This window comes from Sphingomonas sp. SORGH_AS_0879 (assembly GCF_030819175.1).
Lineage (GTDB): Bacteria > Pseudomonadota > Alphaproteobacteria > Sphingomonadales > Sphingomonadaceae > Sphingomonas.
The window spans coordinates 2944508-2964058 of the sequence record NZ_JAUTBJ010000002.1 but is presented as its reverse complement, the minus strand read 5'-3'; the positions used below and the strand labels follow the sequence as shown (position 1 = coordinate 2964058).

General features: G+C 65.0%; 17 protein-coding genes and 1 tRNA gene. 10 read left to right on the top strand and 8 right to left on the bottom strand.

All coding sequences use genetic code 11. The annotated features are described in order from the left end of the window. Window positions 1–5: 5 nt before the first annotated feature. The 3 genes from QE379_RS14445 to QE379_RS14435 are packed head-to-tail and all read left to right on the top strand — an operon-like array spanning window position 6 to window position 1616. Complete coding sequence (locus tag QE379_RS14445; RefSeq protein ID WP_307001514.1) at window positions 6–632, top strand: SOS response-associated peptidase family protein; 627 nt, start codon at window positions 6–8, stop codon at window positions 630–632. A 2-nt stretch (window positions 633–634) separates the two neighbouring features. Further along, a complete protein-coding gene (locus QE379_RS14440; RefSeq protein WP_307001512.1) occupies window positions 635–1327 on the top strand; it encodes an MBL fold metallo-hydrolase in 693 nt (230 codons plus the stop codon). Next, the gene (locus QE379_RS14435) at window positions 1236–1616 is read left to right on the top strand and encodes an MBL fold metallo-hydrolase (protein WP_307001510.1); all 381 of its coding nucleotides are present in this window, start codon (window positions 1236–1238) and stop codon (window positions 1614–1616) included. The genes QE379_RS14440 and QE379_RS14435 overlap by 92 nt, the downstream gene beginning before the upstream one ends. Here the strand turns inward: QE379_RS14435 and QE379_RS14430 are convergent. Continuing rightward, window positions 1613–2443, bottom strand: coding sequence for an aldo/keto reductase (locus QE379_RS14430; RefSeq protein WP_307001507.1), 831 nt, complete (start codon window positions 2441–2443; stop codon window positions 1613–1615). The genes QE379_RS14435 and QE379_RS14430 overlap by 4 nt on opposite strands. A gap of 122 nt (window positions 2444–2565) precedes the next feature. Here QE379_RS14430 and QE379_RS14425 point away from each other — a divergent pair, with 122 nt between their 5' ends. From QE379_RS14425 to QE379_RS14415, 3 genes are all read left to right on the top strand, one after another. Further along, window positions 2566–3870, top strand: a complete 1305-nt coding sequence (locus QE379_RS14425) for an IS701 family transposase (RefSeq protein ID WP_307001505.1) — start codon at window positions 2566–2568, stop codon at window positions 3868–3870. 130 nt (window positions 3871–4000) lie between these two features. Continuing rightward, complete coding sequence (gene dinB, locus QE379_RS14420) at window positions 4001–5077, top strand: DNA polymerase IV (RefSeq protein WP_307001503.1); 1077 nt, start codon at window positions 4001–4003, stop codon at window positions 5075–5077. Continuing rightward, on the top strand, window positions 5077–5637 hold the full coding sequence (locus QE379_RS14415) for an alpha-ketoglutarate-dependent dioxygenase AlkB (RefSeq protein ID WP_307001502.1): 561 nt from the start codon (window positions 5077–5079) through the stop codon (window positions 5635–5637). Before dinB ends, QE379_RS14415 begins: the two co-directional genes overlap by 1 nt. A gap of 172 nt (window positions 5638–5809) precedes the next feature. Here the strand turns inward: QE379_RS14415 and QE379_RS14410 are convergent, their stop codons facing one another. Further along, the gene (locus QE379_RS14410; protein WP_307001501.1) at window positions 5810–8428 is read right to left on the bottom strand and encodes a MobA/MobL family protein; all 2619 of its coding nucleotides are present in this window, start codon (window positions 8426–8428) and stop codon (window positions 5810–5812) included. A gap of 67 nt (window positions 8429–8495) precedes the next feature. On the opposite strand from QE379_RS14410, the gene QE379_RS14405 reads away from it, so the two are divergent. Both QE379_RS14405 and QE379_RS14400 read left to right on the top strand, forming a co-directional pair. Further along, the gene (locus QE379_RS14405; protein WP_307001499.1) at window positions 8496–8810 is read left to right on the top strand and encodes a hypothetical protein; all 315 of its coding nucleotides are present in this window, start codon (window positions 8496–8498) and stop codon (window positions 8808–8810) included. A 292-nt stretch (window positions 8811–9102) separates the two neighbouring features. After that, window positions 9103–10503 (top strand): hypothetical protein, encoded by a 1401-nt coding sequence (locus QE379_RS14400; RefSeq protein ID WP_307001497.1) that lies wholly within the window; start codon window positions 9103–9105, stop codon window positions 10501–10503. A gap of 123 nt (window positions 10504–10626) precedes the next feature. Here QE379_RS14400 and QE379_RS14395 read toward each other — a convergent pair whose 3' ends face one another. Both QE379_RS14395 and QE379_RS14390 read right to left on the bottom strand, forming a co-directional pair. Continuing rightward, entirely contained in the window at window positions 10627–12582 is a 1956-nt protein-coding gene (locus QE379_RS14395) for a PIN-like domain-containing protein (RefSeq protein WP_307001495.1), read from the bottom strand. A gap of 237 nt (window positions 12583–12819) precedes the next feature. Further along, window positions 12820–13812 carry an aldo/keto reductase gene (locus QE379_RS14390; RefSeq protein WP_307001493.1) on the bottom strand — a complete coding sequence of 331 codons (993 nt, stop codon included), beginning with the start codon at window positions 13810–13812 and terminating at the stop codon, window positions 12820–12822. Between the two features lie 100 nt (window positions 13813–13912). Here QE379_RS14390 and QE379_RS14385 point away from each other — a divergent pair, with 100 nt between their 5' ends. Further along, a complete protein-coding gene (locus QE379_RS14385; protein ID WP_307001491.1) occupies window positions 13913–14833 on the top strand; it encodes a LysR substrate-binding domain-containing protein in 921 nt (306 codons plus the stop codon). On the opposite strand, the gene QE379_RS14380 is transcribed toward QE379_RS14385, so the two are convergent. Together QE379_RS14380 and QE379_RS14375 are read right to left on the bottom strand one after the other, a co-directional pair. Continuing rightward, window positions 14814–15974 carry an MFS transporter gene (locus tag QE379_RS14380; protein ID WP_307001488.1) on the bottom strand — a complete coding sequence of 387 codons (1161 nt, stop codon included), beginning with the start codon at window positions 15972–15974 and terminating at the stop codon, window positions 14814–14816. The two genes, QE379_RS14385 and QE379_RS14380, sit on opposite strands and share 20 nt — an antisense overlap. Continuing rightward, window positions 15971–16309, bottom strand: a complete 339-nt coding sequence (locus QE379_RS14375) for a hypothetical protein (RefSeq protein ID WP_307001486.1) — start codon at window positions 16307–16309, stop codon at window positions 15971–15973. Before QE379_RS14375 ends, QE379_RS14380 begins: the two co-directional genes overlap by 4 nt. A 105-nt stretch (window positions 16310–16414) precedes the next feature. Here QE379_RS14375 and QE379_RS14370 point away from each other — a divergent pair, with 105 nt between their 5' ends. Then, window positions 16415–17299, top strand: coding sequence for a LysR family transcriptional regulator (locus QE379_RS14370; protein WP_307001483.1), 885 nt, complete (start codon window positions 16415–16417; stop codon window positions 17297–17299). A gap of 47 nt (window positions 17300–17346) precedes the next feature. On the opposite strand, the gene QE379_RS14365 is transcribed toward QE379_RS14370, so the two are convergent. Then, window positions 17347–19326, bottom strand: coding sequence for a DUF6538 domain-containing protein (locus QE379_RS14365; RefSeq protein WP_307001481.1), 1980 nt, complete (start codon window positions 19324–19326; stop codon window positions 17347–17349). An 87-nt stretch (window positions 19327–19413) separates the two neighbouring features. Beyond that, window positions 19414–19488, bottom strand: a tRNA-Glu gene (locus QE379_RS14360). Between the last annotated feature and the right edge of the window lie 63 nt (window positions 19489–19551).

Genomic DNA, 19551 nt, shown 5'->3' with positions numbered 1-19551 from the left:
CAGGAATGTGCAACCTTTACAACATCAAGGTCGACCCTCGCAGCTATTTCGACGCAATGGCCGCGGCCGATGATGCCGCCAACGTCCTGGCAGTCGAGAAGGATTATGCCGCACCCGGCAAGCCCAGCTACGTCGTCCGGCTGGAGGACGGGGAGCGCGTACTGAGCACGATGCGCTGGGGCTTTCCAACGCGCAAACCGCGTAAGCGACCGGCGCGTGAGGGAGAATTGCCCTTCCTCTACGAATGGTGGACCAACGCCCGAAACATGCAGAGCAATATGTGGAGGCGGTGGCTGCTGAAGGCCCAGCATCGCTGCCTGGTGCCCTTCACGCGCTTTGCCGAACCCAAGGCCGTCGCTGACCGGCGGGCACCTGGCGACACCAACTGGTGGTTCACCGTCGAGGACCAGGCGGTCCCATGCTTTGCCGGACTGTGGAAGGTCGACCAGGACCATGACCGGGTCTATGCCTTCTGCACGACCGAGCCCAATCCGCTGGTCGCGCCCAAGCACCCCAAGGCGATGCCGGTCATCCTGCTCGCCGAGGACCAGGAGCGCTGGCTGACCGCCCCGGTCGCGGAGGCGCTGACGATGCTGAACGCCTATCCTTCGCAGCTGATGAGCGTCGCCTGACCATGGCCCGCAACCCCTATTATGACGGACCGCCGAGCGATCACTTCGACGGCACGCGCTTCTTCAACCCGGGGCAGGCCAGCACCGACCGGGGCCTGCGCGCGATGCTGCGCTGGAAGCTGGCGGGTGCCGCCGCCACGTGGCCGAAGTCGGTGCCGGTCGCCCTTGCAAAGCCCGAGGCGCGCGTGGCCGGCCTGTGCGTAACGATGGTCGGCCATGCGTCACTGCTGATCCAGGCGGCAGGGGTGAACATCCTCACCGATCCGGTCTGGTCGGAGCGGGCCAGCCCGTTCCGCCGCGTCGGGCCGAAGCGGGTGACCGCACCGGGGATCGCGTTCGAGGGTCTGCCGCCGATCGATGTCGTGCTGCTGAGCCATGCCCATTACGACCATCTCGATGTCGACACGCTGCTGCGCCTTCAGGCCGCGCATGATCCGCTGATGACGATGCCGCTCGGAAACGACGCGGTTGTCCGGGCAGCGGTGCCGGCAGCGCGCTGCATGACCGGCGACTGGTGGGACCGGCTTGACCTTGGCGGCGGCATCGCGACGACGCTGACCCCCCGCCAACCACTGGTCGAACCGCTGGACGAGCGACACGCGCATGACGCTGTGGAGCGGGCACCACCTGGAAACGCCTGCCGGGACGATCTGGTTCGTCGGCGATACGGGGTATGGCGACGGACGCATCTTTAGCGAGGTTCGCGAGCGTCTCGGCGCACCCGACGTCGCGCTGATACCGATCGGCGCCTATGCCCCGCGATGGTTCATGGCCGCACAGCATGTCGACCCGGCGGAGGCGGTGCGGATCTTCGCGGACGTTAACGCAGGCCACGCGCTTGGCATCCATTGGGGGACCTTCCAGCTGACCGACGAACCCCGCGAGGCGCCGGTCGAGGAATTGGCGGCGGCGCTGGACAACGCGCGCATTGTCCCGGACCGCTTCGTCGCCGCGGAAGCGGGCGGCGTCTACCGCTTCGGCTAGAGCATCTCCAAGGGCACGCGGCCTTCTGGGCGCGGAAACAATTCGTCGAGGTGAGCGAGCACCTCCGTATCGAGCGTCAGGTCGGCCGCCGCGCGGTTCTCCCGCACATGCGCGCTGCGCCCCGCCTTAGGGATGGCGATGATATCGCCCTGCGCCAGCAGCCAGGCGAGCGCCACCTGGGCCGGCGTCGCACCGAGTTCTTCGGCAAGCGTGCGTAATGCGGGATGAGCGACGAGGCGCCCTTGCTCGACCGGGCTGTAGGCCATGGTCGTAATGCCGCGCCCAGCAAGCCAGGGCAGCAGGTCGTGTTCGGGACCGCGCCGCGTCAGATTATAGAGGATCTGGTCGGTCGCGCACGCCGCACCGCCGCTGGCGACCAGTTCATCCATATCGTCGGTATCGAGATTGCTGACGCCCCAGCGCAGGATCTTGCCCGCCTCGACCAGCCGCTCCATCGCCTCCACGGTCTCGGCCAGCGGCACGCTGCCGCGCCAATGCAGCAGGTAGAGATCGAGCCGGTCGGTGCCGAGCCGCGCCAGACTGGCTTCGCAGGCGCGTGGAGGGCGATCACGTGATGCATTTTGCGGATAGGCCTTGCTGACCAAGAAGATCTCGTCGCGCCGCCCCTCAATCGCCTCGCCGACCAGCCTTTCGGACTCGCCATCGGCATACATCTCCGCGGTATCGATCAGCGTCAGGCCGAGATCGATGCCCTCCCGCAAGGCGGCGATCTCCTCCGCGCGTCGGCGGCGGTCCTCCGCCATCATCCAGGTGCCTTGGCCAAGCGCGCGGACGGCGGTGCCGTCGGGCAAGCGGATCGTCTTCATGGGGCCTCAACGTCCGATGGAAGTTTGCGAGCCGTTGCTAGCACTACTTTGGCAGAGTAGGGGAACTGGTGGAATCGTCGTTGATTCCGGTGGCATGAAGATGCTGACCGGGACGATGCGTGATGGTTGCGAGGGATAGCTGGCGGCAAGATCTGGAGACGTGGCTGGCGCCGTTTCTCGCCGAGCTGACGCACCCGGCGCAGCGGCGGATGTGTCCGACCTACATCGCCGGCCTGATCGGCCCGGGCGACCGCAAGAGCATCCAGCCGCTGGCGGCGCGAACGGAGGATGCCGGCTACGACCAGCTGCACCATTTCATCGCCAGCGGGACATGGGACGCAGCGCCGCTCGAGCGCCGGCTGCTGGCGGAGGCGGACCGGCTGGTCGGCGATGCGAAGGGCTTTCTCGTCATCGATGACACCGCGCTGCCGAAGAAGGGACGCGCCTCGGTCGGCGTGGCGCCGCAATATGCGTCGTCGCAGGGCAAGACCGCGAACTGCCAGTCGCTGGTGTCAGTGACGCTGGCATCGCGCGAGGTGCCGGTGATGGTGGGGCTGCGCCTGTTCCTGCCGGAGAACTGGACGAGCGATCCGGCACGTATGAAGCGTGCACGGGTGCCGGCCGGACGACAGGCCGCGATGAGCAAGCCCGAGATCGCCATCGCCGAGATCGACCGGGTGATGGCCGCGGGCGTTCGGTTCGGATGCGTGCTGGCCGATGCGGGATACGGCTCGGGAACGGCGTTCCGCCAGGCGCTGAGCGAGCGGGGATTGTCATGGGCGGTGGGCCTGTCATCCCGGCAGACCGTCTATGCACCCGATGTTGAACTGACCTTTCCGCAGGCTCAAGGCGGACGTCCGCGCAAATATCATATTCCTGACCGGGCGCCGGTATCGGTGGCCGACATGCTTGCCGACGAGCCGTGGCGCAAGGTCGCCTGGCGCCGCGGCACGAAGGGGCGGCTCACCTGCCTGTTCGCTGCCCGACGCGTCCGGATCGCCGAGGGCCATCGGCACCGCATGGCTGACAACCGTGTCCAGGCCATGCCCGGTGAGGAAGTCTGGCTGGTTGGCGAACGACGGTCGAGCGGCGAGCGCAAATACTACGTATCCAATCTCCCGCCCGATACGCCGCTGCGGCAGCTTGCCGCTGCCATCAAGGCGCGGTGGGTCTGCGAACAGGCCCACCAGCAGCTCAAGGAGGAACTGGGGCTCGACCATTTCGAAGGGCGATCATGGCCGGGGTTGCATCGACATGCCTTGATGACGATGCTCGCCTACGCCTTCCTGCAATCCCGCCGCCTCAAAGCTGCGGGACGGAAAAAAAAGAGTCGGAGGACCGCCCCCGCAACCAACCCTGCCTGCCATCCGGCAGGCGATCCTCGACTGGCTGGCACGACCACCGTCAATGCACTGCCCGCACTGTAATAAGCAGCTGATAACCGCCGACAAACCTACTCTGCCAAAGTAGTGCTAGACGGTTGCGCACGATCCAGGTTTCAGTGATCGCCGCGTGTTCCCAATTCGTTCCGAATGCCATAAGCTGGGCGGCATGGTCATGCGCAAGATCATCCACGTCGACATGGACGCCTTTTTCGCGTCGGTGGAGCAGCGAGACGATCCGACGCTTCGCGGCAAGCCGGTCGCGGTGGGGTCCGCCGCGGCGCGCGGTGTGGTCGCAGCGGCGAGCTACGAGGCGCGAACGTTCGGCGTGCGGTCGGCCCTGCCGTCGGTGACGGCGCTGCGCCGCTGTCCCGACCTGATCTTCGTGCGGCCGCGGTTCGAGGTCTATCGCGATGTCTCCCGCCAGATCCATGCGATCTTCGCGCGCTACACGGACCTGATCCAGCCGCTCTCGCTCGACGAAGCCTATCTCGACGTGACCGCCGACAAACAGGGGCTGGAAACGGCATGGCGCACCGCCAAGGCGATCCGCGCCGACATCCTTGCCGAGACGGGGCTGACCGCGTCGGCCGGCATTTCCTATAACAAGTTCCTCGCCAAGCTCGCCTCCGACCACCGCAAGCCCAATGGCCAGTTTGCGGTCACGCCTGAGATGGGCGGGGCCTGGGTCGAGACGCTGCCGGTCGACCGTTTCCACGGCGTCGGACCGGTCACGGCCGCGAAGATGAAGCGGCTGGGCATCGAGACGGGGGCTGACCTCAAGGCCAAGTCGCTGCCATTCCTCCAGCAGCATTTCGGCAGCTCGGCGGGATGGTACCACGCCATCGCGCGCGGGCAGGATGACCGACCGGTCAACCCCAACCGGGTCCGCAAGTCGTCCGGCTCGGAAACCACTTTCGACCGCGACCTGATCGAAGCCGCGGAGATCGAGGCCGGCGTGCTCAAGATGGCGGATGATGTCTGGGCTTGGTGCGAAGGCCGTCAGGCGTTCGGCCGAACGGTCACAGTGAAGGTCAAGTACGGCGACTTCCACCAGATCACGCGCCGACGAAGCCAGCCGATGGTCGTCGCGACGCGAGAGGCGCTGCACCGGGCGGCGCTCGAATTGATCCGATCGGTCCTGCCGACGCAGAAGGGCATTCGGCTGGTCGGCGTGACGGTATCCAACTTTGCCGAAGCGAGGGCCGTCGCGTCGGAGGAACTGCCAATCTTCGTAGAGGCGGCGGCGTGATGCTCGACCTGTTCGATGCGCCCGCTTTGCCCGGCCTCACCACCCGCCATGATCTGATCAGCCTCGCGGAAGAGCGGTTGCTGATCAATCGCATCGATGCGACCGATCTGGCTCCCTTCCGGTTTCAGGGCTGGACCGGCAAGCGGCTGACCACATCGTTTGGATGGAGCTACGATTTTGAGCTAGGGCGGCCCAAGGACGCCCCACTTATCCCGGACTGGCTACGGCCGTTTCGTGACCGGGCGGCCAGCTTTGCCGATCTCGACGCCGACGCCCTGATCCAGACGCTGTTGATCCGCTACGATCCCGGCGCAGGGATCGGCTGGCACCGCGACCGTCCGATCTATGGGCATGTCCTCGGCATTTCACTTGGCGAACCGGCCGTCATGCGTTTTCGAAAGCGGCGCGCCGACGGGTTCGATCGCGTCTCAGTGCCGCTCGATCCGCGCGCGGCCTATCACATGAGTGGGCCTGCCCGGTACGACTGGGAACACAGCATTGCTCCGTTAACGCGACCGCGCTGGTCGATCACGTTCCGGAGCGTCGCGGCGCGAACATGACGAGCGAGACACAGTAGTGCCAGTGCAGCTTTGCGATATCCATCGGTGATATGGGCAAGGCGTATCGGCTCGTATTCGCTCCAATAATATGCGCTGCCCGCTTGGCATCGGGCTATTATTGCCGTTCACGGTCGCAGCCTTGCTGACGTGCGATTAAGAACGAGCGTCGCGCTCACCGGATATGTGGGGACGGACCCGATCGACCGGCGACGCGCTGCACATATCGCCGGTTCTCGGCCGCCTGCGCCATCGCCTCCGCGAGCGTCGCCGGGGCGAGCCGGGCCAGTTCGGCCGCCGCCACCTTGTCGGCCAGAGCCATCGCCGCGCGCCGGTTGCGTTCGCCGACCGTGATGGTGCTGCCGGACCGCAGATTGGCGTCATGCGCCTCCCGCCAACTGACGACGACCGGGTGGGATGCGACGGGCGGCACGACCGGGGTGCTTACAGTCATGTCCGCCGCTGCGGGACGCTCAGCCTTCCGCGCCATTGACGCGGCTGGGGTTGGCGATGGTGCGGGCGACGTCGTAGGCTCGATCGGCGGACGTGGAGCTGCGGTCGCGGGCGGTGGCACGATGATGGGCGGCTCGGCGACCAGTGCCGTCCGCTTCTCCTGCGACTGGCGGATGCCCTCCAGCCGGCGCTGCGCGTTTTTCGACTGCAATGCCTCGGGGGTGACACCCAACCGCGCCGCATCAGTATCCCGCAGGATAATGCTGTCGTCCTGCCGGTGGACCGGGATATTCGCACGGGAAATCTCGTCGATCGCGCGGTGAACCTGCGGCGGCGCCTGCCGCGTCGCCGCCTGCTGCTCCAGACCCTTGTCCCGGGCGTTGCGCAGCCGGCCCTGCACGTCGGGATCGGCGATGTAACAGCGCAGCCCATCCTGAAGATCGCGCCCGTCATGCGCGAGCGTCCATTTGCCGCTGGGGTCGGCGGGGATGGTGAGGATGCCGGGCTCCGCTTTTACAGCCTCGACGAGCCTGCCGACCAACCGGTTCTGCCGATCGCGGATCCGGTCGAGCTCCTTCATCTGCTCCGCTGATGCCAAGTCGAGCATCCGGCGGTCCAGATCGCTGATCTTGAATGGTTCAGTCCGACCGTCGCGCCGCGTGATACGGCGACGGAGGGTTCGAATACGCGCCAACCAGTCGTCGACCTCGGCGTTGGCCAGGGCCTTCTCTGCAACCGGCCTTTTGACCGAAGGCGCGGAGGCCGATGCCGGCTCCGCCGTCCCGATCGGCGGGGGCACGGCATCGTCCACCGTCTGCTGCAGGCTGACTTCCTTTTTCGGAGGCGCGGGCATCATCGGGTGTTCGATCCCGGCGTTTTCGCGCCGCCAGATCGCCGTCTTTTGCATCATCTGGAATCCCCACTCGATCTGGTCGCGACCGATCTGGGCATGGTCTGCCAGCGACTGTGCGAATGCGACGTCGGGCGCGAGGGCCTTTTCGAGGTCGTCGAGATAGGCGTGCGCGTCCCGCTCGCGTTGCGTGAACGCCGCGTACCGGGGGTGAACCTCGGGGTTCTTGCCCTTCGACTGCAGCTTGTCGGCGAGGTCGTCGGCATGGCCGCGCATCTTCTCGGCGGTCTGTTCGGCATTGCTGCGCGCCATGGGATGCAGGATCGAGAGGATCACATCGGCGGTGCGCGCTTCCGCGCGCCGCCGCGCCAGTTCGCGCGCGAGGTCCGCGAGGAAAGTGGTTTCTTCCGGCCCTTCGGCGCATGTCCGACGCAGGTCGGCGACGCGTTCTTCGTCAGCCTTCTTGATCTCGTCGTGTTGCTTGAGCAACGCGACCATCCGCGCCCACCAGCCCTTGTGGGCGTTTTCGACATCCTTTGCGGGCGCGGCGCCACATGCCGCAATAAACGCGAGCCGGGGAGCGAGGTGCTCCTGCGGCTCGGCGTCGATCCCCATGTCCGCATAGGAGCGCGGATCGTAGCGCCGCGGCGCTCCGATCGCTTCCAGCTCCGCGTTCACCGCGTCGGCGAAGTGCCTTCGCATGTACATGGGCCAGTCCTTATGACGGACCTCGGCGCACTTTTTCTGGCGATGCGGATAGCTCCGTCGCCGGTTGCGCGACGCGGTTCGCTTCTCCTCCACGATGGCGAAATCCCATTGGCCGTCGATCCGCTCGCACGGACGGTCGTAATAAAGCAGATGGAAATGCCAGTTGCGCTCGTCGTTCGCGGCGGTCGGCGCGTGCAGTGCGATATAATAGCGCAGGCCTCGGCGAGCCAATTCGCTCCCCATTGCCTTCATGACCCTGCGGCATCCGTTGAGATCGAGATCCGCCGACAACTCGCCGGTGATCCGGCGCTGGACGATGCCGCCGCGGCCCTCGCGGAGGTGGACCAGTCCATCGGGATCATGCTCTTTCAACCAGCCGGCGCAATCGGTGATGTCGGCGTCCACCTGGAAGGGGTGCGTCCGGCTCTTCGAGCCCCCGTCCGTTCGTCCCGCCTTCTCGACCCGGTGGGCCTCCGGATCGGCCATGATCCGCTCGAGGGCGGTCATGAGCGCTGGCGGGATGTCGGGTTGCTGCATCATGGCGCGCAGTGCTTTCGGGTCGAATCGCTCGGCCAGGCAGATGCCGTCGGGATGGCCGCTGTCCTCATGGGCGAGCACGGTGGCGAAGAAGGCGCCGGCATCGCCCGGGATGTTGGTTTCGATCATCGCCGCGCCATCACCGCCGCGCGCGAGGGCTTCATCGCGCGCCACATAGCCGACATGCGCGACGGCGTCATGGACCTCGACCGGGACGGCGAGCGCGACGGCGTCTTCGCGCGTCACATAACCGACGTGGCCGACGGGATCGGCGGCCTCACCGTCATTGGTGCGGCATGCCCCATCCACCCCCTTGGTGATTTTCGTCAGCTTGAAGTGGAACGCTTGCCGCCCGTCCGGGGGTGCACAGTCGGCCGACCGGCGGACGGGGCCTATGAAAGCGTGCCGGCGGCAGACCGCGCGACTGACGAGCCGGCCGCTCAGCCGCGACCTGACGCTTCGGCTGGTCGATCGTCCGGCGTCGCTGCAGGCCCATGACGTCGGTCTCGCGCCCGGTGATATCGTCATCGGACATGCGCGAGCGGTATCGCCCGATGGCGGCACGTGCGCGGGCAGCCTCGTGCGAGTTCATCTCGGCCGGGGGTTCGAAGTCGAAGGCGAGCTGTGATGTCATGGTCGATAGTGTCCACCGGATACTATCGATGCACAATAGAAATTGTGCATGACATGTGTCTCCACGGTTTATAGGATGAACCGGAAGATTTACGGCTTATTGCCGCCACCGTCGATGACGACGGTGATTTTCGCGAAGCGACCGCTCGCCAGAGCTTTCCCTTTGTCGGGTGTGCCGCATACCCGACAAAGGTCTTGCGCAACTTGAATCATTCGGGGCTGTGTTCCCGAATAATGGGGTTAGAATTTGGCTCAATCACAGTTTCTGGGGAAAGCCGGATTGTGGTTTGGCAAGGATAGTGGGTGAATCCTTGACGACTGACCTTTGGCGAGACCGCTATCCGCCGATCGCAGGTTGCGGGACACCTGCGGACATGAATGGCAAGGTTCGGTTTACGATCCTTGCCTACAGTCGCGGCGCAGGCCGTCATGGCGGTGGCGACGACGCGAGGACCCGAATGCTGGATGATGACGCGCCCCTTTGGCGATTTGCGCCCGACACGCTGCTGAAGGCGCTGGTCCTCGCGTGCGAAGAGCACGGCGATCGGCTGGAGGCCAAGATCGACGCGCTGATCCAGCGGGGCGATCGTAAATCGGTCCGCCAGCCCTGGGGATCGAGCACCACCGCGAAGGCGCTCAAGGACCCGACGCCGATGATCTATCAGTTGCGGGGCGAACTGGAGGCTGAACTGCCCGCGACGCTGGGCAAGCTGCTGCGTCTGGCGCAGCTGGAGCAGCAGCGGCAGTATATCGAGCGGTCGGAGAAGGGCGGTTCACCGGCGGCGGAGCTGGCGACGGACCTGCCGGCGAGGATCAGGGCGGCGCTCGCCCGCGAGCGCAAGGCCGCCATGCCGGCGGCCGCGCTTTTCCATGCTGCATTCACGCGAGCGCGTGAAGCAGGGCTGGTCGAGCATGACGATGCACCGGCACCCCCGATGGCTGAGGAGACCGATGGCGTACCTGGCGCGCTGACGACGGGGTTCGTCCTGCCGCCAGCCGATTTCGAGAAGTCCGGTCGGCCGATCCCGCGCCCGTATTGGGATGCGGTCCGGGGCTTCCCCTTCCACTGCCCGCTCGAGCTGCCCATCGGCAACGGGACGGAATTCGAGTGGGAGGACGATCCCATGCCGCGATATGCGGCCTATGATGAGATGATCGCGCGCGACCCGAAATTCGCCTTCTGGGCGAATGAGGCGCGGCAGCGCTTCACCAACCTCTCGATGCATGTCCGGATGATGCGGGACACGCCACGCGATGCCGACGAGAAAATCTGGCAATGGGCCGACCGCACCTATGCACTGATCGCGGCGCAGACCGGCGCGGACCTGCCGGACCCGGACCTGTCGCGGCTGATCGACCACGATTACGACATCCTTCAGGATGACGAACGCTGCCGCATCTGGTGGCACTGGGCGGAGCGGCATTGGGCGATCACCGGCTACCTGTCCCAACGGCACGACTATCACTTGGCGGACGAGCCGTTCGACGACGACCTCATCAACGGCTGGCTTTTTCTGCTGGTCGGTCGGCACGTGACGGACGAATGGCTGCAACCCGCATGGCTGCGGGCGCGCCTCTTCGACTGGCGCGCACTCCCGCTGTTCGCCGCGCCCGTGCCCGCGGTTCGGTATCTGGTTCCCAGGACCGCGCTTGTGCCGGAGGAGGTTACACTTCCACCGGCACAATGAATTTACCCTGATCTATTCGCCTATCCTGCGAGAAGGCCCTGTCCATCAATGCCGACGTATAACCAGTGCCATCGAACCGGTTTCAATATAATCGTTTTCGACGCTAGGTTTTTCACCCACGATTTAGTCGGCGGGGAAGATGAGCTCACTTTTGGTTGACCAAGGGCGCAGCCTCAGTCCCGCGAAATTAAGGACATCAACAATCGGCGGGTCAATTCGAATCTTGGTTGAGGGAAGGTTGAAAGCCGCCGCCAAGGTCTTGATCATACGCTCGCCCGTGCCTCTTGCCGGAAGCGCCCGCGGATCCCAGCCATCTTCGTCCGGCTCACTTGGCTCCGTTACTCGCGTGCCTGCGACACGCAACTCTCGGGGGCGGCCGTCCGCGTCGAACGCCACTTCGAACACGGCTTCATTACGAGGGCCGCCGGGATAAACAATGAAATGCTCGGCTGCGGGCGCGAGTAGGTCGTGGATCCATGTTGTAACCGCTTCGAACTCGGGCTGAGCGGCGAGGGTCAACATGATCTCGATCATTTGATCCTTTGGATTCGCGCGCAACTGCCCGTCGGGATCGAAATAGGTTTCGAACACGGCGCCAGCAAATAGGATCGCGAAGTTGCCACCGCCGTAATGCGCATCCTGGTTCGCCAGTACCGGCAGAAAGTCGGCTGCGCGCCAAGCGTTGCCACACGCTGCTTGATAGAGGTTGCGTCCGAGAATGAAGCGTTGCAAATCCGACGTTGCCGGATCGATCACCGCTTCGGGCAACTCGAGCACGGCGGGGTTCTGGACGTACCAGTTGTGGGTCCGCAACGCCGTAATGATCTGATCTGTCTCGGCACGACCCTGCGGATCCCCCTGATAGTTCCGATCGGCTAACGCCGCCGCGGGAAGTGCAACTAGTCGCGCTGCAAGTCCTTGTGGAGCCAAAGGGAGCTCCAATCCTTCATTCCGGTCGGCGACATCTTCGAGAGGTCTAGCCCCATCCTCTTCGATCGGCTCAAGTACAGGCGCTGCGATTGCATCATCGCCTTTCGCGCCGGGCTCATCGACTTCAGCGACCTGTTCGACTTCATCTACCGCAGCGATGCTATTCGCAGCTGGCTCCTCTGCCTCGGCATCTTCGATCTGGATGGCGCGCGCCAGTTCCTTGAACCCTCCGCCGGCATCCTGCTGGCTAAAGGCAGATACTAATTGCATAATCGATACGACGAACAGGCGCTCCACGCCGGCCTCGACGTTGATTTCGAAGGAAAGGATCGGCTGCGGGCAGGTATATCGCGCGCCCTTCGCACCGTTCTTCGCAACCTTTTGGCTGTAACCGACGTACTGGTCGGGGACGTGGATCCAGTCGCGCTTTGCATCATGGCTGACGATCACGACGGTCTTGATCGCCGTGTCGCTGCGCGCATGATCGACTACACTGCGCCAGAACACGAAGTCACCAAACCTATTGGCGCCCGAATGTCCGGTAGCTTCAGCGCGCACGCCGCCCTTTCCGCGATCCTCATATCCCGGCGGCAATCGGCCCTCACAACGCGCAACGAATTCGTCACGTAATCCTGCCAGCGCGGGCAGGGGCTGTTTGAGCGCGTGGGCTTTGAAGAAGGGTGCGAGTTCGGCGTCGATCTGGGCGATTTCGCCTGCCTTGTTAAGCGGGTGCGTGACCTTGAGCAGTTCCGCGCTGGCATCCGCCAGCGCCTTAAAATAATCCTCCTGGGTGCCCCAAACGGTGCCACCGGCGAACTTATCGTCAACAAACAGATGTGCATTGGCTTGGATAAGGTCGATCGCGTTGCGCAGCCTGGCATGTTGATCAAGTAGCGGGAACAGCACCTGAGGTGATTTGCGGTGCTTGTTGAGCTCGTGGAGCGACCACATCGGAATGTGTGAACGCTCGCGCAGAGGTTCCGCATCAAGAAAATTCACGAACTCGGCACGAGCCTTAGGACGAATTCTATATAGCCAGACCAGCGCGGAGGTGTCGAGATAGAGGCCAGCGGCCTCGGTCGCTGTAAGCGCCTCGACTAAGGCCTTGTCCTGCTCCTCGCGGTCGAATGGCTCGGGAATGATGTCCATTATCGGCCTGTGCCGTAACAAATTGGCAATGGTCAACTGCTGTTAAAACCGGAGCGGTGTGAACTCGGTCCTGCGTTGACGATCACCTGGAAGGTCGACCTGAAGGGATGGTCGTGAGTGCGTCGTGCCTCAAAGGACGTCTGATGGAAGAACCCGCGCGCCTTCCCGAGGCTCGAATGAGTGTCGGGCTTCGGGAAGGCGGTAGGTGATCAACACTGCTGCAAGGTCGGATTTTTCTCACCGCTGCGGCAGCATCGCCATCTCGCGTGCGGCGTACCGTGCGCCGCGCACGCCACTCAGCGCGTCGGCGATCTGGATGCTATCTTCGGGCGTCAGCGTGATGTCGACCGCGGCGATATTGTCGTCGAGGTTAGCGATCTTGCGCGAACCGGGGATGGGGACGATATCGTACCCTTGCGCCAGCACCCAGGCGAGGGCGATTTGCGCTGCGGTCACGCCCTTGTCGTCGGCGATTGCGCGCAGGCGATCGACCAGCTTCAGGTTCGCCTCCAGATTGGCCTCGTCGAAGCGCGGCAGCGTGCTGCGGAAGTCGTTGGCCTCGAGGTCGGCCTTGCTGCGGATCTTGCCTGACAGGAAACCGCGCCCCAGCGGGCTGTACGGCACCAGCCGGATGCCGAGTTCGCGGCAGGTCGCCAGCATCTCGTCCTCGACATAGCGTTCCCAGAGCGAGTATTCGCTCTGCAACGCGGTGATCGGATGCACCGCATGCGCGCGGCGGAGCTGGTCGGCGGTGACTTCGGAGAGGCCTAGGAAGCGCGCCTTGCCCGCCTGCACCAAGTCGGCCATCGCGCCGACCGACTCCTCGATCGGCGTCTTCGGATCGGGGCGGTGCAGGTAGAACAGGTCGATCACGTCGGTGCCCAGCCGTCGCAGCGATCCCTCAATCGCGCGGCGGGCATTGGCGGGCGTGCCGTCGGCGCCGCGCATCCGCTCGAACCCCGTCGCGCCTTCGGGTGCGATGTCGAAGCCGAACTTGGTGGCGATCACGACCTTGTCGCGCACCGCCTTCAGCCCGCGCCCGACGATCTCCTCATTCTCGTAAGGGCCATAGACTTCGGCGGTGTCGAAGAGGGTGATGCCGCGCTCGACCGCATGGTGCAGCGTGGCGATCGACGCCGCCTCGTCCTGCCCGCCATAAGCGGCAGTGAAGCCCATGCAGCCGAGGCCGATCGCCGAAACCTCAAGCTCGCCCAGTTTGCGGTGTTGCATCGTCGTTGCTCCTCTTTCGATGGCCGCGACGATAGTGGCACCGCTTTATTGTGCGGATTAGATACCCTATATGGAACACGCCGTTCGATGAGGTGAGACAATGGATCGTGAGCGGCTGGCGCGCCTCAGCATCTTTGCCGCGGTGGCACGGGCGGGTGGATTTCGTGCGGCGGCCAGGACCTTGGGAATGTCGCCATCGGCGGTGAGCCATGCGGTCGCCGAGCTGGAGGCGACACTCGGCATCCGCTTGCTCAACCGTTCGACGCGCAGCCTGGCCTTGACCGATGCCGGGCGGGCGTTGCTCGACCGCGTCGGCCCCGCGCTCGGCGAGATCGACGCCGCCGTCGCGGATGTCCGCGACACCGATGCCGCGCCGGCCGGCCCGGTGCGGATCACGCTGACGCCGCTGTCGGCCCATGCGCTGTTCGCGCCGCATCTCGCCGCGTTCGTCGATGCCTATCCGGGCATCACGCTCGATCTGGTGATCGACGACCGGTTCGTCGACACGGTGGCGGAAGGCTATGACCTCGGGGTGCGGCTGGGCGAGACGCTACGTCCCGACATGATCGCGACGCGGATCGGCGGTCCGTTGCGGATGGCGGCGGTGGCATCGCCGGCCTATCTCGCGCGGTACGGGCGACCGACGACCCTGGAAGAGCTGGCGGATCACCGCTGCCTGCACCGTCGGCTGGGCGGCGGCATCTATCGCTGGGAGGTGACGCGCGAGGGCGCGGACCTGACGCTCGACGCACTGCCGCAGACGCTGATCGTCAACGACGACGCGCTGTTGCGGCGCGCGGTGTGCGACGGCGCGGGGATCGCGTTCATGATTGAGAGCGTGATCGCCGACGACCTGGCGGCGGGGCGGCTGGTCGAGCTGTTCCCCGAACATTGCCCGCCCTTCCCGGGCTTCTTCATCTATCATGCGAGCCGACGCCAGGTGCGCCCGTCGGTGCGCGCGACGATCGATTTCTTCGTGGCCGCCAACCGCGTCGGCCGCGTCACGCCCTCCGGCGATTGAGCGCGCGGACCGGCACGAGCGTGGTGGCAGCGACAACTAGCAGGACCAGAGCGAACCACGGCAGCGCGCCAGCTCGCACCTGATCGAGAACCAAGCCTCCGCCGACCGCGCCGCCGGCGATGGCGAGGTTCCATGCCGTGACGATCATCGCCTGCGCGACATCGGCCGCGCTGCCCGCCGCGCGGGCCGATGCGGTCTGGAACAGCGTCGCCGCGCCCCCGAATCCAAGTCCCCAGGCCAGCACGGCGGCATAGATGAGCGTCACGGACGAACTGGTCCCCAGCATCGCCGCGGCGATCGCGAACAGGGTGACGCAGATCGCCGTCAGCAGGCGCAGATGCCCGTCGATCAGCAGGCCCGTCACAACGATGCTGACCAATCCCGCCACGCCGAAGGCGAGCAGGACCAGGTCCGTCCGGCTCGCGAGATCGGCCTCGGCCAACAGCGGGGCGATATAGGTGTAGAGGATATTGTGGGCGAGGACGAAGCTGAGGGTGAGCAGCAGCACCGGCCGGACCCCCGGCAGCACGAAGACTTGCCGCAACGAGGGCCGGTGCGCGGCCTCTTCTCCGGGAAAGTCCGGCAGTCGCAGCGCCATCCATGCCGCCAGCAGGATCGCGATGCCGCTCAGCGTCGCGAAGGCGATGCGCCAGCCGGCAAGGGTGCCGAGCATCGTACCGGCCGGAATGCCGATGGAGAGCGCGACCGGCGTTCCCGCCATCGCGATCGCCATGGCGCGACCCGCGAGCCGCTCGGGGGCTAGGCGGATAGCGTAGCCCGCCAGCAGCGCCCAGAGCAGTCCTGCCGACACACCGCCGACGAACCGTGCGGCGAGCGACACCATGAAGCTGCCCGTCATCGCGGTCACGCCGTTCGCAAGGGCGAAGCCGATGATCGCCGCCAGCAACAACGGCCTGCGTCGACAAGTGCGCGTCGCCGCCGTCAGCGGGATCGCTGCAATCAGTGAGCCGAACGCATAGACGCTGACCCATTGGCCCGCGAGTGCCTCGCCGACGTCGAGGCCATTGCCGATCTGCGGCAGGAGGCCGGCGGGCAGAGCCTCGGTCAGGATCGTAACGAAACCGGCGGTCGCCAGCGCCAGAAGGCCGCCGAGTTGCAGTCGCTCGGGGACAGTGTTCACGGTGCAACCTTGGGCAGCACGAGGTCACCGACGGTGTAGGTGTGGAATTCGCTCGTCGACACCGCATCCAGCTTCTCGAACTTTTCGCGGAACAGCGGGTCCGAGAAGAAGAGCTCCACATCGCCCGCGTCGCTGATCGCCTCGATATTCACGACCGTTAGGCCATCGGTGCTCTTGGCGAGGCTGCTCCACAGAAAGCCCGGCTTTCGCTCGGCAACATAGTGGACGACATCCCGGATGATCGCGAAGGCTTCATCCTGCTTGCCGGCATGGGCATGAATGACGTTGACGATGAAGGTGGTCGAAACCGGGGAGCGGGTAAAGCTGGCCGTCATAACGATCTCCGCATGGATACCGGGCCTTGTTAGCCCCGCGCCGACTCCGGAGAAACGGGCCCGTGTTCCGGTGACTCCGGAACATGTTTCCAGTAAAGGGTGGTGATGGACCGCTTCGTTGCCATGGAAGCCTTCGTGCAGGCGGCCGAGACCGGCAGCTTCGTTGGCGCCGGCCGCAAGCTTGGTTCGACGGCTTCGGCGGTCGGCAAGGCGGTTGCGCGCCTCGAGGACGAACTTCAGGTGCGGCTCTTCCACCGCAATACACGCAACATGGCGCTGACCGAGGAAGGACGAATGTTCTTCGAGCGCAGCCTGCGCATGATCGCGGAAATGGAAGCGGCGCAGGCCGAACTGGCGCAGACCCGGATTGTACCGCGGGGACGGTTGCGCGTCAGCCTGCCGCTGGTGGCGATGTTACTGACACCCGTCCTTTCGGCCTTCATGGATGCTTATCCCGACGTCCGGCTCGACCTCGACTTCAGCGATCGACTCGTGGATCTGATCGAGGAAGGCTTTGATGCGGTCATTCGTACCGGCCAGCCGTCCGACAGCAGGCTGATGAGCCGCAATCTTGGGCGCTTCCGGCTACGCATCGTCGCGGCGCCGGCTTATCTCGCCCGGCATGGTACGCCAGCCGCGCCCGAAGATTTGAGCACACATCGTTGCCTGCGCCAGCGCTCGCCCACGACCGGCAAGCTGCGCCCCTGGCCACTCGATATGGATAGGCGATCACTCCCCGAAACAATGAGCGCGACGGCGGTCGACCCGCTGATCCATCTCACGGTTGCCGGTCATGGTATCGCCTGCCTACCGCCCTTCGCCGTGCGCGAGGAGATCGCCGACGGTCGATTGGCCGCGGTGCTAGACACGCATGTGCGGGACACGGACCAGTTCAACGTCCTGTGGCCGGAAAGCCGCCAAGTCACGCCCAAGCTGCGATGCTTCATCGACTTCATGGCGGCTAATCTGAACCCTGGCAGGGAGAACTGAGCGGGCACGTTCCAGCCTAGGTATGGGAGCCGTCCCGATCCGGTTGTTCACAGACGTAATCCCGTCACGCCCATGCGATCGCGATAGCGCGCGACACGTGCCCGTGCGCAATGGACGACCGCATCCCAGTTGACGCTGGGGAACTCAAGCCGATCCATATCCTCCTTCAGGATATCGATGGGTACGCCCTGTCCATAGCGTTGGCCGGAAGTGGCGGGCGCATGACCAGCAGCCTGATCGAGATTGCGGTCTGGTATGCGGCGGCGACGGCCTTCGCGCTTCATGCTGTGCCTGGTCGAGTAGAACGCCTTGTCCGTATCGGTGATCCCCAGCCGACGCAGCTCGTCGTTGATGGTGCGCGAAAGGTAGGTGTAGCGATTGCCGTACTTGGCGGGCTTCAGATCGTCGAAAAGCCAGGGCGCGCGACGTGCCTGCTGGACGGCGACGAAGTCGAGAAAGCCGCCCTCCAGAACGATCCAATGCAGCGGAACGTCGCGCTGCGATTGCAGCGTCTTGAGGCGACGACGGGCTTGCGGTGTGCCATCCTCGTTTTGCTGCGCATGGCGATCGGCGCGGAACCGCATGATCCAGTCGCCTTCTTCCTGCACGATTTCGTGTGGCTTGAGCTGGCAGTGCTCGCCTGGGCGAGAGCCGTGGAAGGGCGCAAGGAACAGGATCCAGAACATGGTGTCCGAGCAGGCGTCCGGATCGGTCATCAACCGGGAGTTGTAGATGAGCGCCATCTCACGGTCGTTGAAGTGGTCGCGTTCGGTGCCGGTATGGCGGGCGCCTTCGACGGTGATGCCCTCGGCGACGTTGACCGGAACCCACTCATATTCCTTCGCGACCGACAGGAGCGCCTTGATCGCCGCGACATGTTTGCCGACCGAGGGAGGGGACAGTTTGGGCAGTTTTTGCGCAGCAGCTATTTTGATCTGCTCTCGGGCGGGCAGCGCCTTGATGCTCTTCTTCACCCGCGACGGCAAGTTGGCGCACAGGTCGCGATATGTGCGGACATCCTTGGCCGTGATTGAAGGCACAGGCTTGGTGCCGATCAGATCCTCGAAGCGGCGCACGGCGAGCAGCCATTCGTCGGCGGATTTCAGCGCTTCGTCTTCGGCAAGGTTATGCTTTGCACGCCATTGAGCGTAAAGCGCGCGAAGCGACCGATCCGGGGCGTCTCCGGCTTCCGGGGCGGGGGTGCTCTGCTCGGTCAGATAGGAGCCCATCGCGGTCGCCATGGGATTGAGCACAAGGTCGGCATCTTCGGGCCAGTGCATGAAGCGGTGCTCGGCCAGGTGTCGCAGCACCCGCTCGACGATCGCGTCGAATAACGCCCCGCGGGTGATCAAGGTCATGCCTGCAGCATGGGCCACCAGTTGCGCTTCGAACGCGGCGGCCTTCCAGTCGCGGGCGGCGAGCAGGCCGCGCGCAACCTCGCGGAACGCCGCGCCCTGATAGCTCGGCTGACCCTCGAATGCTTCGATCTGCGCAGAGGCCAGCTTGCGATGATCGAGCGTCTGGAACGCCGATCCGGCTTCGGGCGGCAGGTCAGGCGCGAATTCCGGCGTATCGTCTTCCGCATCCGGGTCGATCGCGCTGAAGCGTTGCCGCTGCGCCGCCGCCGCGTGCTTTCCGCCCCAGCCCAGCCTCACGCGGAAGCTCAGGACCTTCAATATCGCATAGGTCACGTTGTCGAGACCACGCGCCATATCGAAGTTGAGGCCGATCGACGCCTGATGGACGATATTGGAGCGGGCGAGGGCGGTCATGCCGCGCGCGACGATTTCGTCCGCCCGGTCGCCGACCGACGCGGCCTCCTGCACATCGAGCCCGGCCATATAGCGGCGGATTTCCGCCAGCTTCTCGGCATGGCGCAGGCGCGCCTCACTCTCGTCGCTGGTTTCGAGGGAATACTTCCATTCGCGTTTGCCCGCGGCAGCGCGATAGCGTTCCGGCACGACCATGCGGAACCACCACATTCTCGACTTGGGATGACGGTACAACCCAGCCACTCGAACCCTCATTTGTACCACCCTTTTGTACCACCGGGTGGGCTGAGCGTCGATAGATTGTACCTAAATCCGCCAATTTCCGCCAAAAAGGTCGGGAAATGGTGACCCCTACGGGAATCGAACCCGTGTTTCAGCCGTGAAAGGGCCGCGTCCTAACCGCTAGACGAAGGGGCCGCCGGGTGGCGTGGAGGGGCCTCTAAGGGAGGGGGTAGGAACGGTCAAGGGCTTGTTTTCAAT

What these genes read in the sequence shown, in the direction of transcription:
- QE379_RS14445 (WP_307001514.1), top strand. Translation starts at nt 6, where the DNA reads ATGTGCAACCTTTACAACATCAAGGTCGACCCTCGCAGCTATTTCGAC.
- QE379_RS14440 (WP_307001512.1), top strand. Translation starts at nt 635, where the DNA reads ATGGCCCGCAACCCCTATTATGACGGACCGCCGAGCGATCACTTCGAC.
- QE379_RS14435 (WP_307001510.1), top strand. Translation starts at nt 1,236, where the DNA reads ATGACGCTGTGGAGCGGGCACCACCTGGAAACGCCTGCCGGGACGATC.
- QE379_RS14430 (WP_307001507.1), bottom strand. Translation starts at nt 2,443, where the DNA reads ATGAAGACGATCCGCTTGCCCGACGGCACCGCCGTCCGCGCGCTTGGC.
- QE379_RS14425 (WP_307001505.1), top strand. Translation starts at nt 2,566, where the DNA reads ATGGTTGCGAGGGATAGCTGGCGGCAAGATCTGGAGACGTGGCTGGCG.
- dinB (WP_307001503.1), top strand. Translation starts at nt 4,001, where the DNA reads ATGCGCAAGATCATCCACGTCGACATGGACGCCTTTTTCGCGTCGGTG.
- QE379_RS14415 (WP_307001502.1), top strand. Translation starts at nt 5,077, where the DNA reads ATGCTCGACCTGTTCGATGCGCCCGCTTTGCCCGGCCTCACCACCCGC.
- QE379_RS14395 (WP_307001495.1), bottom strand. Translation starts at nt 12,582, where the DNA reads ATGGACATCATTCCCGAGCCATTCGACCGCGAGGAGCAGGACAAGGCC.
- QE379_RS14390 (WP_307001493.1), bottom strand. Translation starts at nt 13,812, where the DNA reads ATGCAACACCGCAAACTGGGCGAGCTTGAGGTTTCGGCGATCGGCCTC.
- QE379_RS14385 (WP_307001491.1), top strand. Translation starts at nt 13,913, where the DNA reads ATGGATCGTGAGCGGCTGGCGCGCCTCAGCATCTTTGCCGCGGTGGCA.
- QE379_RS14375 (WP_307001486.1), bottom strand. Translation starts at nt 16,309, where the DNA reads ATGACGGCCAGCTTTACCCGCTCCCCGGTTTCGACCACCTTCATCGTC.
- QE379_RS14370 (WP_307001483.1), top strand. Translation starts at nt 16,415, where the DNA reads ATGGACCGCTTCGTTGCCATGGAAGCCTTCGTGCAGGCGGCCGAGACC.
- QE379_RS14365 (WP_307001481.1), bottom strand. Translation starts at nt 19,326, where the DNA reads ATGAGGGTTCGAGTGGCTGGGTTGTACCGTCATCCCAAGTCGAGAATG.